13 protein-coding genes are annotated in these 14,161 nt (G+C 39.2%); 8 read left to right on the top strand and 5 right to left on the bottom strand.

All coding sequences use genetic code 11. From position 1 onward, the window contains the following. Positions 1-44: 44 nt before the first annotated feature. Positions 45-914, bottom strand: a complete 870-nt coding sequence (locus tag ACRCA4_RS12840; protein WP_433189256.1) for a LysR substrate-binding domain-containing protein — start codon at positions 912-914, stop codon at positions 45-47. Positions 915-1,250: 336 nt separating this feature from the next. Here ACRCA4_RS12840 and ACRCA4_RS12835 point away from each other — a divergent pair, with 336 nt between their 5' ends. After that, on the top strand, positions 1,251-3,503 hold the full coding sequence (locus ACRCA4_RS12835) for a heavy metal translocating P-type ATPase (RefSeq protein WP_433189253.1): 2,253 nt from the start codon (positions 1,251-1,253) through the stop codon (positions 3,501-3,503). Between the two features lie 267 nt (positions 3,504-3,770). Here the strand turns inward: ACRCA4_RS12835 and ACRCA4_RS12830 are convergent, their stop codons facing one another. Further along, positions 3,771-4,274: a gamma-glutamylcyclotransferase gene (locus tag ACRCA4_RS12830; protein ID WP_433189250.1), complete on the bottom strand. Its 504-nt coding sequence runs from the start codon at positions 4,272-4,274 to the stop codon at positions 3,771-3,773. Between ACRCA4_RS12830 and ACRCA4_RS12825 the strand changes: the two genes are divergently transcribed. From ACRCA4_RS12825 to ACRCA4_RS12815, 3 genes are all read left to right on the top strand, one after another. Then, positions 4,264-4,476, top strand: coding sequence for a sterol desaturase family protein (locus ACRCA4_RS12825; protein ID WP_433189247.1), 213 nt, complete (start codon positions 4,264-4,266; stop codon positions 4,474-4,476). The genes ACRCA4_RS12830 and ACRCA4_RS12825 overlap by 11 nt on opposite strands. 153 nt (positions 4,477-4,629) lie before the next feature. Next, positions 4,630-6,351 (top strand): Ig-like domain-containing protein, encoded by a 1,722-nt coding sequence (locus ACRCA4_RS12820; RefSeq protein ID WP_433189244.1) that lies wholly within the window; start codon positions 4,630-4,632, stop codon positions 6,349-6,351. A gap of 31 nt (positions 6,352-6,382) precedes the next feature. Further along, complete coding sequence (locus tag ACRCA4_RS12815; protein ID WP_433189241.1) at positions 6,383-8,200, top strand: hypothetical protein; 1,818 nt, start codon at positions 6,383-6,385, stop codon at positions 8,198-8,200. 305 nt (positions 8,201-8,505) lie between these two features. On the opposite strand, the gene ACRCA4_RS12810 is transcribed toward ACRCA4_RS12815, so the two are convergent. Next, complete coding sequence (locus ACRCA4_RS12810; RefSeq protein WP_433189238.1) at positions 8,506-9,096, bottom strand: gamma-glutamylcyclotransferase; 591 nt, start codon at positions 9,094-9,096, stop codon at positions 8,506-8,508. A 166-nt stretch (positions 9,097-9,262) separates the two neighbouring features. Here ACRCA4_RS12810 and ACRCA4_RS12805 point away from each other — a divergent pair, with 166 nt between their 5' ends. After that, positions 9,263-9,646: an MbcA/ParS/Xre antitoxin family protein gene (locus tag ACRCA4_RS12805; protein WP_433189234.1), complete on the top strand. Its 384-nt coding sequence runs from the start codon at positions 9,263-9,265 to the stop codon at positions 9,644-9,646. Continuing rightward, positions 9,639-10,331 (top strand): RES family NAD+ phosphorylase, encoded by a 693-nt coding sequence (locus tag ACRCA4_RS12800; RefSeq protein WP_433189231.1) that lies wholly within the window; start codon positions 9,639-9,641, stop codon positions 10,329-10,331. Before ACRCA4_RS12805 ends, ACRCA4_RS12800 begins: the two co-directional genes overlap by 8 nt. Before the next feature lie 57 nt (positions 10,332-10,388). Here the strand turns inward: ACRCA4_RS12800 and umuC are convergent, their stop codons facing one another. Together umuC and umuD are read right to left on the bottom strand one after the other, a co-directional pair. Continuing rightward, positions 10,389-11,666, bottom strand: a complete 1,278-nt coding sequence (gene umuC, locus ACRCA4_RS12795; protein ID WP_433189228.1) for a translesion error-prone DNA polymerase V subunit UmuC — start codon at positions 11,664-11,666, stop codon at positions 10,389-10,391. A 10-nt stretch (positions 11,667-11,676) separates the two neighbouring features. After that, positions 11,677-12,105 (bottom strand): translesion error-prone DNA polymerase V autoproteolytic subunit, encoded by a 429-nt coding sequence (gene umuD, locus ACRCA4_RS12790; protein WP_433189225.1) that lies wholly within the window; start codon positions 12,103-12,105, stop codon positions 11,677-11,679. A 282-nt stretch (positions 12,106-12,387) separates the two neighbouring features. Between umuD and ACRCA4_RS12785 the strand changes: the two genes are divergently transcribed. Both ACRCA4_RS12785 and ACRCA4_RS12780 read left to right on the top strand, forming a co-directional pair. After that, complete coding sequence (locus ACRCA4_RS12785; RefSeq protein WP_433189222.1) at positions 12,388-13,542, top strand: cytochrome P450; 1,155 nt, start codon at positions 12,388-12,390, stop codon at positions 13,540-13,542. 211 nt (positions 13,543-13,753) lie between these two features. After that, positions 13,754-14,041 carry a hypothetical protein gene (locus tag ACRCA4_RS12780; RefSeq protein ID WP_433189219.1) on the top strand — a complete coding sequence of 96 codons (288 nt, stop codon included), beginning with the start codon at positions 13,754-13,756 and terminating at the stop codon, positions 14,039-14,041. Positions 14,042-14,161: the final 120 nt, after the last annotated feature.

Below are 14,161 nucleotides of genomic sequence, written 5' to 3'. Positions count from 1 at the left end.
CTACCTATAATGAGGTAGCCAATTATAAAGGTTTATTTAACCGCTTATTCTGTTAACTCTTTGGCTAAATAATCAATTAATAAACGAATTTTGGCTGAAAGCTGGCGGTTATGTGGGTATAAAGCCCAAATGGTTTCATTGGGTATTTTATAGTTATCTAATAAAGTAATAAGTTGGCCGCTGTCTATATGATCTTGCAAATAATAATTGGGCAATTGCACTATACCTAGGCCCTTTAAGGCTGCGTCGGCTAAGGCAACACCGCTGTTATAACGTAAGCGGCCGCTAAGGCGAATGTTGCGCTCTTTGCCACTATCAATAAAGCGCCAATAGTCATTAGTGCCCATTAAGCAACTATGGTATTCAAGCTCTGATAAGCTGTGTGGCATACCGTGTTTTTTAATATAGCTAGGCGCTGCGCAGACATAGTTACTGCGTTGGCTAAGTTTTTTAGCAATAAGAGTGGAGTCGGCCAAATTACCTATGCGAATAGCTAAATCAAAACCGTTTTCAACTAAATCCATTTTTTGGTTGGTTAAGAAAGCGGTTACTTCAACCTCGGGGTAGAGCTGAATAAAATTATTTATTAGCGGTAAAATTTGCTGCTCGCCATAGGTAACAGGCGCCGTTAGTTTTATTGTGCCTTGCGGTTTAGCCTGTAAATTAGTAATGGCGCGTTCTGCAGCCTCTAAGCCGTCTAATACACCACGACAATGCTGATAAAATATTTGGCCTTCTTCTGTTAGCGACACTTTACGCGTTGTACGGTAAAACAACTTAGTGTTTAAGCGTTTTTCTAAAGCCGTGATTTGTCGGCTAACTTGAGCCGTTGAAATGCCAAGTTGTTGCGAGGCTTGAGTAAAGCTATTTTTTTCAGCTACAGCAACAAACTCGCTAATTCCTTCCCACAACATTTAACTGCCTTACGCTTGTTCTGATTTAAGTATAAAGTGCCAGAAATTTCGTGTTATAGCAAAGTAAAAGGCGACGCTGACTGTTGTAGCTTAGTTTATTAACTTAGCTTTTAAAGCGTTATTATTAATTATATTTTTATTCAATGCTTTAGCTTAAATTTTGTTTGTAAGAGGCTATTTGTGAGAATGTTATTACACTATGCTAGTATTAGCACCACAGTTAGGTAGCACAGCTAACTTTATCTCTTATTGTAGCCTTTAAATCACCAATTTAAATTAGCAAGTACTAATTTAGCTTGGTCTCTGACTAATTTCTGAATTTGCTTAGGAGTCAAAATGGCCTTATCTGAAGCAGCTAAATCTAAACAGCCCATCATGTTGTTAGTAGAAGGCACCAGCTGTGCCAGTTGCGTAGCTAAAGTGGAAAAAGCCTTACATGCGGTAGCAGGTGTAGATAAAGCAGAAATGAATTTTGCCGATCGTTCTGTGCTAGTTAGCGGTAATGCTAAGGCGACAGCACTAATTAAGGCTATAGAACAAGCAGGCTATCAAGCTAAGTTACCCGATACCGACCAAGAAGAGTTATTGCTAGAAGAAAGGCAGCAAGCGGATGCGGCTAAATATAAGTTATTGATGCGCGATACTTGGTTAGCTTTAGCCTTAGGTGTGCCGCTGATGTTATATGGTCTAATAACCAATGATATGACGGCTGATACCACTATAGAGCGCTGGTCATGGTTAGCGGTTGGTTTATTAACCTTTTTATTAATGGTATTTCCAGGTCGTCATTTCTATGTAGGTGCTTGGCAGAGTATAAAAAATCATTCTGCCAATATGGATACCTTAATCGCCTTAGGTACAGGCACGGCTTGGCTGTATTCAATGGTAGTCGTGTTAGTGCCTGAGGTAATGCCCGAGATGACGCGGCATATTTACTTTGAAGCCACCGCTATGATTATCGGTTTAGTGAATTTAGGCTTAGCGCTAGAGCTTAAAGCGAGGGGGCAAACCTCGGCCGCTATTGCCCGTTTAATTGGTCTACAAACCAAAACTGCTTTAGTTATACGTAATGAGCAAGAGCGTAGCATTAACATTGATCAAGTTATTTTAAATGACATTGTTAAAGTGCGCCCAGGTGAGAAAATACCGGTTGATGGTGTCGTGATTGAAGGCCGAACAGCAATAGATGAATCTATGCTAACGGGCGAGCCGATGCCGGTAGATAAACAGGCTAAAGATACGGTTTCTGCAGGTACGTTAAATAAAACTGGTACTATTTTATTTAAAGCGACCCGAGTAGGCAAAGACACGGCGCTGGCGCAAATTATTCAAATGGTAAAGCAGGCACAAAACGCCAAACCGGCTATTGGCCGCTTAGCCGATGTTATTTCTGCTTATTTTGTGCCAGCCGTTATGATTATTGCCGTTTTAACCGCACTGGCTTGGTTAAATTTTGGCACCGAGCCCAGTTTAGCTGTGATTACCGCCACCACAGTGCTGATTATTGCTTGCCCTTGTGCTTTAGGGTTGGCAACGCCTATGTCAGTGATGGTAGGGGTAGGCAAAGCCGCAGAAGCGGGCGTTTTGATCCGTAATGGTGAAGCTTTACAAACGGCGTCTAAAGTACAGGTTATGTTGCTAGATAAAACCGGCACTATTACCCAAGGCAGCCCTAAATTAACCGATATCAAATTAGCTGAGGGCTTTGAGCAAGCCCAAGTATTGCAGTTAGCGGCAAGCTTAGAGTCAGGCTCAGAGCACCCGTTAGCTCAAGCTATTTTAGAGGCGGCCAAACAGCAAGATATTAGCTTAGATAAGGTAACAGACTTTAATGCCATAGCCGGCCATGGTGTCAGTGCTAACTTAGCTGGCAAAAGTTTATTATTTGGTAATGAAAAGCTAATGCGTAAGCATAATATTGATATCAGTGCCTTTATTGAGTCTGCTCAAGCTTTAGCCGAGCAAGCAAAAACACCGATGTATTTTGCGGTAGCGGGCAAATTTGCTGCAATATTAGCAGTGTCAGATCCGATTAAAGAAGACTCTATCGCTGCCATTAAACGCTTACAGCATAATGGTATTAAAGTGATGATGCTAACGGGCGACAACAAAGCTACCGCTGCTGCTGTGGCTAAAGCTGTGGGCATCACTGAGTATTTTGCCGAAGTATTACCTAAGCATAAGTCTGATAAAGTGAAAGAGTTACAGCAACAGGGCTATATTGTTGGTATGACAGGTGATGGCATTAACGACGCACCGGCTTTAGCCTTATCTAACGTTGGTTTTGCCATTGGCACGGGTACTGATGTGGCGATAGAAAGCGCAGACATTACCTTAATGCGCGGCTCACTGCATGGTTTGGCCGATGCCATTGCCATTAGTAAGGCCACTTTAACTAATATTAAACAGAACTTATTTGGTGCCTTTATTTATAACGTAGCGGGTATTCCAATAGCGGCAGGTATTTTATATCCGTTTTGGGGCATTTTGCTTAACCCTGTGGTTGCAGGTGCAGCTATGGCGTTATCGTCAGTAACAGTGGTAACCAACGCTAATCGGCTACGTTTATTTAAGCCAAAACAGCATTAATGCCAGTTGTTCGCTTTGTTAATACTGGCCTCGCACCTAATACAGTTAATGCTAACAGCGGCTAAATAGTGTCTATAAATAAGGATAAATAAACTATGTGGTTAATTAATTTACTGGGTTTGGCACTGATTGGCTTAATTGTTTGGTGGTTTTGGTTATACCAGCCAAGCACAGCAGCAGCTAAAAAGATGTCTGATACTAAGTAATAGTGCTATGTACTAAGTGTTGAATGCTTAGTGTTAAATGTTAAGTGTTAAGTGTTAAGTGTTAAGTGCTAAGTGTTGAATGTTGAGTTGTTAGTTTTGTTAGCCAGTTTTCAATAGCAAATACGTGCGGATCATCAATTTTTAATTGTCGTAGTGATTGGGCTAACTGCAATAAATACTCACTGTTTTCACCACTGGCTCCTTTAGAGCGGGCGATATGTTTAGCAATATCCTGCTCTGATGCTGGGCCTAAGTAAGCGCTGTTATCTGCAGTGGCAATATAGGTTAAACCTGTGCTTACTTGATTATCAGCAAAATGCAATTCGGTATTAACTCGTAAGTAGCCATTTTTCTCACGGTAATCTAATTGAGTGAAAACACTAGGGCTAACTCTATAGGCCATTCCTTCGCAACTGGCGCCTGGCATTTCAACTAAAGTTGCTACTCGGCCCGGTGCTTCTGGTGTACTGAGATGATCGTGTGAACTTTGCCAAAATATCCGTTTACCGGCTAAAATAGAATGGCCTTTTAGGCAACTAATTGTTATCCAGCAGATGCACCGCATCCACCACAGCCAACGGCAAGAAGAAACCAATAGTAATTACAGCTTCAATTTAACGCTTTGGAATAAGCTATTTGGTAGTTATCGCAAAACCGCGACTAAAACCGATCAAGAATTAGATATCGGCTTAGTGCAATACCCGAAGCCTGAGCAAAATAGTGGCTTAAGCTACTTGCTCAGTTTACCGTTTCGGCGTAAAAAGTAATTTGGCTATATTTTACTCTATAACAAATATGATTGATTACTATTTTATAAGATGATGTTTTTAAACAAATTAAATATGTAACAAAATTAATATTTATTGGTTAATATAAGCAACGAAATTAAGTACAGCTCATTTTGAATAAGGATATTAACTATGCGTTTTACGGCGCTAGTATTCTTGATTTTGTTCAGCCTGCCTGCGACTGCATTAGAAATAATTGCGGAAATCCCATCACCATTTGAAGAGCAAATAGCTTTTAATTTAACGCCTAATTCTTTTGTTTTAAAAACAAGAGCTGAAAGTGGAGAAGTTGAAGTTTGGCGAATTAACCCTGACACCAACTTTCCAGAATCTTGGTTACAATTTAACGAGGTTAAACCTGACAGTAGTACAAAACCCATCTATTTTACTGCTTTAGGACAAGATTTTTGGGTAGCGGGAATAAATACCAATGGTACAGAAAATATTGAAACTATTGATATCGCCCATTATCAAGCAAATGGTAATGTAAGTTATATAAGCGTCGTCGCACCTACAGACCTTGGTTATATTCTGAGTGACGCAGCCAAATGGCATTACATTAATGAATTAGATCTATTAGTAGGCCGGCTAATTAAAGGTGGGGGTGACAATGACGTATTGTTGTTATGTCAGCAAGCTAAGCAACTACGGGCAGAGAATTGTCGTTATAAGCCTATTGAAAAAGGTGAGTTAACCATTGCAAACAGGCATATCATAATAAAAAATAATTCTACGATGAGGCTTTATTCGTTAACCCAAGCTTATGAATTACATACTGAATTTTATACCGATACACGTTTTTCTGAAATGAGTTACTGGCCAGGTTCAGATAGGGTTCAATTTAAAACTTCTGGCATTGATAATGGAGTGTCTTATGAGCAGTTTTGGCAGTTAAGCTTAGCTGATAATGGTTTGCCTAAAGAATTAGAGCAACGAAGTAGTCAGGCGAGTTTTAACAATGCAGGCTGTTTATTTTATGTGATAAATAAAGCGTTATGTATATCTTTAAATAATATGACTTTTTTAAGTCATCAGCCTGAACAAGATATTAGTGTGAAATTTGAGTATCAGGGATCTGTTGCCAATGGCCCTACAGGTGAATTAATGGCTGTTGCTGGCGGAAATCGTATTGTAACTGCAACAAGGTTTAGCTTAACTGTACTTGAACTGCCGCTTCCTGAGCATAAAGTGTTGCTATTACCAGAAGAAATAGCGTTATTTTCAAATGATGAATTTACGCTAAATAAAGCCGATTTTTTTAGTGATATTAACGTCGATAATATTTCATTACGAGTGTCTTGGCAGAGTGAACATTCTTCGGTATCGAATAATATTCTCATTCCTATTAGCAGTACTGTATTTAAGGTAGATACTGAAAAAAAAATTGCCCGCTTTAATCCCAGGGGTAGTTTATTAATAGATGTCATAGACGGTATGTGGAATGCGTATTATAAGGTGTTGCTTAGTATCACCAACATTAATGCTGCTCCAATAGCCACAAGCCGAGTAATTCATACCGAAACATTAGAAATAGACCAAAGCTATCAGCTTGAGTTAAGTGATATTTTTACTGATCCAGACTTAGATATTTTAGTCTATATAAGTAATGATTTACCTGACATATTTGCCTTAATTGATGGCGTTATAGTGGTCACGCCTAAACAAGCTGAAAGTTTTTCATTTACTGTTACTGCAACAGATCCAGCTGGGTTATCTGCACAGGCTACGATAATGGGCAAATTTTCAGCCCCAAACAATCCAAAAAGCAACCCCAAAAGTGATGCGGGCACGCTATCTGTTTATGGGCTACTTATACTGCTATGTTTTGTACGCTTGCGAATGCGAAAAAACTAACACTTAATTGATTAAGTTACGGGGAATGTTTATGCGTGAAAACAGTTTTTTATGCTTGTTGATGTTGTTGTTTCTGGCAGGTTGTGGTGGTGAAAGTAATAAAAATGATGTAACAACTGGTAACCTGCCTAAATTTACGCTGACAGTGCCAGCTATTACTGTCACGGGTGATATGTTAAAGCAGGTGACCGTTATGCAGCAGATAGGCACTGTGACTGCTAGTAATGCCAGTGCACAAACGCTATATTTTCATCTTGATTTGCGGCACAACACTATTAATAGCGCTGATGTATTAATTGAAAATGGCCGGGTGTATGCGCGAGTATTTTTAAAAGCCGCGTTTTCGATGGTAGACTTAAATGCGCCAACACGATTAGAAATACCAACCAAAATAACCGCTTGTTTAAACATCAGTTGCACCCAGCAATTACCGGGTTCTCCCGCAAATTTGAACGTAACGTTAGTGTTTGCGCCTGCAGAAATTATAAACGTACCTCAGTTTTTATCTTTTTCGTCAGATGAAGCTGACAATAATGAGGGGGTGCAAACACTCACTTCATTTAGTATTCACAACACTAGTACCGAGCCATTATATAGTACTTTAACCCATTATTCAGAACAGCTATTTCAGCATGCGTCATTAAGCAGAGCGACAGGGAGTGTTAGTGATTATGAACTTAAATTACAATTTCTTAAACCAGAAACACTTGCAAATAAACAGCACTTTGGCTTGGTGTCAATGCAGTTTTGTTATGATTCTAGCTGTAACTACAGGGTTAAAAATAGCCAGCAGCAAGTTGCAATAACTTATAATCAACTTGGATCAGCCTATAAAGATTATCCAGATTTAAATGTATTACCATCAATACTTCCACCAGATATTACTATGCAAAACCAAAATCACTTTCTAAGCCAAGAAAATGTTTTGGTCGGTTACATTGTTCGTGAACAACAGACTTTTCTTGTTGCTTATGATTTAAGTTCAGGGCGCTTAAATGAATTAGACATCAGCGGCGATGCCTATAATATGCATTCTGGTGCGAGTCATTTAATGTTTGCTGAATGGCATAGCACTGCACAAGGCATGATGTTTGAGCATAAAGTTTATGGTTGGAATAACAATAATTTTACGTTGATAAACAGCTTTACGTTGCCTAATTTATGGAACAATGTCACTTTTTACAACAACAGCATTTATACCTATAACCACGATGCCTCATTACCTTATCGTTACAATATTGGGCCGCCAGGTGCGTTAGTAAATAGCGTGTTTCCACTTAGCTCAACCCATATTGTCGATAATAGTAACGGCAGGTTTTACAATATCGGTACAAGTAGCCCAGGGTGGATTCAACAGTGGCAGCTTACAGATGCAGAACCACACTTATTAAGTGACAAGGCTATTAGTACAGCAGGAAGCAGCTGTTGGGAAATATTCAAGTTACTTAATGGTTACGGAATAATTAACAATTGCGCTGAAGTGTATACATTTAACACTGGCCCAAATGATGAGATTAAGCAAACCCAGCTGTTATCTATTCCTGAAACTCATGAAATTAAAGGTATTGCTGTGAATGATGTTAAGCAGCAATTTGTGCTGATACTGCATCCAAAATCTAATAATAGTTGTAATAAAATAAAATCTTACTGTGATCTTATCGTACAGCGCTACAAAAATGATTTAACCCTTATGGATGAATATGGTTGGCGCGGCCAAGGTAGTGCTGAAGTAAACAAGGTAGAATATCCTTCGGAATATGTCTTTTACGATCAAAGCGGAGAAACTCTATATATGTTTAAAAATGATAGCCCAAAGAGCACAGAGTTATTTCCAATTAATTTTCCGTGATTTTGAGGTTTAATATTAGCTGAATATAAAAACTTAAAGCAACGTTGGATATTTATATTACTACGTTGCTTTATTCCTGCCTGACTTAGTCTGAATATAAATTCAGTTTGCAATATTACTGGCCTAGCACCTAATACAGTTAATGCTAACAGCGGCTAAATAGTGTCTATAAATAAGGGTGAATAAGCTATGTGGCTAATAAATTTACTGGGTTTGGCATTGATTTGCTTAATTGTTTGGTGGTTTTGGTTATATCAGCCAAGCACAGCGGCAGCTAAAAAGATGTCTGATACTAAGTAATAGTGCTATGTACTAAGTGTTGAATGTTGAGTTGTTAGTTTTGTTAGCCAGTTTTCAATAGCAAATACGTGCGGATCTTCAATTTTTAATTGCCGCAGTGATTGGGCTAACTGCAATAAATACTCACTGTTTTCACCACTGGCTCCTTTAGAGCGGGCGATATGCTTAGCAATATCCTGCTCTGATGCTGGGCCTAAGTAAGCGCTGTTATCTGCAGTGGCAATATAGGTTAAACCTGTGCTTACTTGATTATCAGCAAAATGCAATTCGGTATTAACCCGTAAGTAGCCATTTTTCTCACGGTAATCTAATTGAGTGAAAACGCTTGGGCTAACTCTATAGGCCATTCCTTCGCAACTGGCACCTGGAGTTTCTATTAGTGTTGCTACTCGGCCGGGGGCTTCTGGTGTACCGCGATGATCGTGTGAGCCTTGCCAAAACCGGCGTTGCCAATTGAATATCTTAGCTGGCCGTCGCTCTAGGTACGGAAAATCAACTTTATAAATTAACGAGCCATAACCGAATAACCAAATATCATCGCCAGTTTCGGGTAATTTTTGCATTGCATTTAGTTGGCGAGTATCCGCAGACATCATAGTACTCACTATTTAGTTGAATATAACCGTACTTTACCATCAAGCTAGCCATTAAGTTAACCATGATCTTTATACTGATTTGGGCTAACTTAGTTGTTTTATTTATGTATTAAATTGTACTTATTGTTAGTTTTAGTTTATATTTAAACATAAATCAGGAGGCAATATGGATACGTTAATCAAGACGCAACAAAAGCCCAATATAGCGCCTGTAGCCATTAAAATGTTTATGAATATTACCGGTGCAGAATGGCAATTACCTGAGAAGGCAATGCGAACTTTATTAGGCGAGCCAAGCCGCAGTACCTTTTTTAACTGGCGGGCTGGTAAAGTTAGTAGTTTATCTAAAGATACCTTAGAGCGCATTTCTTATATAGCCGGTATTTATAAGTCACTAAAAATTTTATTTCCTAATGTTAATCAAGCCAATGAATGGGTGAAAAAGCCCAATGCGGCGTTTAATGGCCAATCGGCATTAGAGGTTATGTTAGCCGGCAGTATTGTCGATTTAGCCAGAGTAAGACGTTATTTGGATGCTCAACGTGGATAAACCCAGTGAAACACGTTTACCTTGGCAAGCCAGACGTATTATACCAAGCTTATTCCCACCGATTGATCTTTTTGAACGTGTGCTTGATCCCGCCGAGTATGAAGCCGCATTTTATATTGAATCTTTAACTAATGATCGGCTTCGTGATCAAGTAGGAGACTTAGCCTTAGTTAAACCGGAAGATCGTATTTCTGGTTGTGGTACTACGCCAATAATGGCTGCCTTTACCCATGTTGGGCATGCTAGTCGTTTTACTGATGGCAGTTTTGGTGTTTATTATGCGGCTAATAATAGTAAAACCGCTATTGCCGAGACGGCCTATCATAGAGCGAAGTTTTACCAAGCCACTAATGAGCCTGATACGCGTATTTATATGCGTGAATATGTAGGCGCTGTTATTCAGCCAATGCTTGATATTACCGCTAAGCAATATCAGCCCTTGCATGATCCTGATAGTTATCTACTTAGCCAAAATTTTGCGAAGCAACCTAGACAAGAAAATGCTTATGGTTTGTTATATAACAGTGTGCGCTACCAAGGTGGGTTATGTATAGCCGTATTTAGGCCTTCAGCTTTACAGCCGGTTATTCAGGCTGCCCATTATGAGTATTTTTATAGTGCAGAGTTAAAACGTATTAAGCATGTTTTGCATGTTAGCGAAGTAAAACTGAAATCGTCGATATAACTTTGATAAGGCCTTAGTTGCATAGTCGCAGGCTTATTTTTAGTTATGATATTTAAGCTATTTAACTTTTGGTAATTCTAGCCAGCTTGTTGTATAGGCGGGCGATAAGTAGCCACGCTTCATGCTCCAGTCTTGTTTAGTGCCTTGGCTGGCAAACCAGATGGTTTTATCTTTTTTATTGTTTAAGCTATCAATCAACTGCATTAATTTATCTCCGGCTAAGCGTTGCTCGGCTTTTTGGTCAAATAAGCCAAGCTGACACTGATTTGGCTTATAAAAATCTGACAGCATAACGCCTGCTTTGGCATAGCTAAAATTAGCTAACCATAAGCTCTCTAATAATTGCATAGCTGCATTTAAAAAAACTCGCGTGTCACTGCTTGGCATTTCTAACGCCATGCTTTTGCTATTACTTAATATATTGTTGGCTGGATTAAAGGCGCTTGTACGAATAAAAACCGTTAAAAATTTAGCTTGCTGCTGTTGTTGTCTTAGCTTTTTACAGGCGATATTGACATATTCACTAATGGCTTGCTGCATATGCTCTTTTTCAGTGATGCGTTTACCAAAAGAGCGACTACTTATAATTTGTTGTTTGCTGGGAATAACCTGCTCTAATTGAATGCAAGACTCGCCATTAAGTTCACGTACTGTGCGCTCAACGACTATAGAGAAATGCTGACGAATAAAGTTTGGATCAGCATCCGCCAGTTGTAGCGCGCTAGTAATGCCTAACTGCGCTAAGCGTGAACTTAACTTGCGGCCAATACCCCAAACTTCATTTACGGGTACTAAAGCAAGGAGCTTACGCTGCCTAAGCTTGTCGGTTAAGTCGACAACACCTTGTGTTTTGGGCCACTTTTTAGCAGCATAATTGGCCAGTTTAGCTAAGGTTTTAGTTGGCGCTATGCCAACGCAAACGCTAATGCCAATCCAGTTTTGTATGTTCTCACGCAACATAAGGCCAAAGTCATTTAAGCTCTGTAATGACTCAATGCCGGTTAAATCTAAAAAAGCTTCATCAATAGAATACACTTCAACAGCTGGCGCTAAGCTTTCTAGGGTATTCATTACTCGCTGTGAGATATCGGCATACAAGGCATAATTAGAAGAAAACGCGACAACACCATGCTGGCGCATTTTTGCTTGAGCCTGAAATAATGGCACACCCATTTTAATGCCTAATTGTTTTGCTTCTTTTGAACGCGCAACAATGCAGCCATCGTTATTTGATAGTACAACAACAGGTGTGTTAGCTAAGTCGGGTCGGAACAACTTTTCACAGCTAGCATAAAAGTTATTACAGTCGACTAAAGCAAAAATAGCTGGGGTCATGTCTTTTTTATTATCGTTTTATTTGCCTGATCACGTTGGTTACAACGCCAAAAATATTTAGTTCATCCTCTTCATTAAAACAAATAGGTGGATAGTTTTTATTTCTGGCTATAAGCTGTAACCTGGGTTTAGTGCTAAGCTGTTTTACTGTGAATTCACCGCTAACTGCGGCCACAATAATATCGCCATGCTGGGCTTTTAATGCACGATCAACCACTAATACATCATCTTCAACAATACCGGCCTCTATCATTGAGTCACCCTCAACACGAACAAAAAAAGTCGCATTAGGATGGCGAATGCATAGTTCATTTAAATCTAAGGTACGTTCAATATAGTCCTGAGCCGGCGAGGGGAAGCCTGCTTGAATTTTACTGCTAAAAAAAGGGATGGTTAATTTGCTTTGGCTGTCTGCATTAGCCATAAATATAGCGGACATAAATACCTCTAACATGTATATTTGTACAGTATAATGAATTTTGTGAATTTCACCAAATTTAGTTATTAAATTGAGAGCTTTAATTAGGGTTTATTATTGAGTTAATATTGAATTATTATTCGGTTTATAGTCGAAAAGAGTGAAAGAGAAGTAGTTCAAGTTAACAATTCAGAGGTATAGCAACTGGTTAGTTGATGATGTAATTTACGACATATATCAATTAAGGCAAACGTTTAGCGGTACTCTCTTATTAATACACATTGTTAATGCAACGGAGCTAATATGACTGATCATATGCCGGATGACTTATCTATTGTCGGACGCGATTTGCGCGCTTATACCGATGAATTAAGACCTAAATATCCTATTGTCAAAAATATGCTAGGTGAATGGGTGCTACTTAGGCATGCTGATGTTGTTGCTGCAGCTAAAGACCATCAACGTTTTTCTAGCCATGTCTCCCGCTATTTACAAATACCTAATGGTCTAGATGGTGAGCAGCATACAAAATACCGACAGGTTATAGACAAGTACCTAACTAAAACAGCACTCACACCTTTTGTTGCCGTGTTTGAGCAAGTTGCTAATGCTTTAGTAGCAAGCTTACCTCAAAACCAAGTAATAGATGCGGTACATGATATAGGGGCTACCTTTGCTGTACGAGCACAATGCGCTTGGTTAGGATGGCCTGTTGAGTTAGAGCCTAGATTACTGCAATGGATGGCCGATAATCATGCCGCTACACGTTCAGGTGATTATAATAACATGGCTGAAGTTGCTGCCGATTTTGATGAAATTGTCCGCTCAGTTATTGTACCGCGCCGTGCAAAAAGTAACATTCAACAAGATATTGAACTAAATGATGTCACCAGTCGGCTTTGCCAAGAAACAGTCGATGGCAGGCTGCTGACTGAAGCTGAATTAGTGTCTATTTTACGTAATTGGACTGGCGGCGATCTGGGCTCTATCGCACTTTGTGTGGGTGTTATTGTAGCTTATATAGCTCAGCATCCAGAGTGTATAAAACAATTAGTTACCGCAAAAGATGCAGAGGTAGAAGCGTTTATTAATGAAATATTACGTTTAGACAATCCTTTTGTCTCTAACCGCCGCATCACAACCTGTCCAGTTAACATAGCCGGCCAGCAAATTCCAGCAGGCGCTAAAATAAAGCTAAATTGGACATCGGCTAACCGTGATGAAACCGTTTTTAATCATAATAAATTTGATGCCAAAAGCCATGCTGCAAATAATTTAGTTTATGGTATTGGTAAACATATTTGCCCAGGTCAGTTATTAGCAACATGGCAGTTACGTATAGCTCTGCAAGCTTTACTGGCGGGTATTAATCGCATTGACTTTGTTACCGAACAACCATTAGAGAGAGAAGTGGCGCCTGTGGGCGGCTATTATAAAGTACCAATAATTTTGGCATAAATAATAAAGTTTAAATACACTAAAATATAAAAAAACTCTACACTTGTCCTGTACACTATTGATAACTAACTATTTCAGTACTTTAATTAATTTTAACTACAAATTATCCACATAGTATAAAACCCTGCTTTAATTAGGTAACTACTAGCCGATGCAAATGGCGGTCTAACTTAGAAAATAGCCGCAACAGATTTATCTTAGCGAGGTAACAATGAAAAAAAGTATTCTAGCCCTATCATTAGCAGCAGTTTTAGTGCCTAGTGCTGTGTTGGCAAACACGACAATTAATGGTTTTGCATCGGTTAAAGCCGGTATCACAACGGGTAGTGATGAACAGCTTTATGGTTATGATGATACGATAGATTTTAAAAATGAAAGTTTAATTGCACTACAGGTTAAGTCAGACTTAGGTGATAAATTATCGGTTACCGCTCAGCTACTTGGCCGAGGCTCAGAAGATTTCGAAGTTGGTTTTGAGTGGGCATTTATTAGCTACTAGCTAAGCGACAATATGAAAATTAATGCTGGCCGCTTACGTACTCCTTTTTTTAAATATTCTGATTTTAAAGATGTAGGCTACACCTATGACTGGCTCATACGTATGATCTTTAGGATTTGA

The organism is Rheinheimera sp. WS51 (assembly GCF_050936095.1).
GTDB lineage: Bacteria > Pseudomonadota > Gammaproteobacteria > Enterobacterales > Alteromonadaceae > Alishewanella.
The sequence above is the reverse complement of the archived record's forward strand: the minus strand, read 5'-3'. Positions and strand labels throughout refer to the sequence as shown.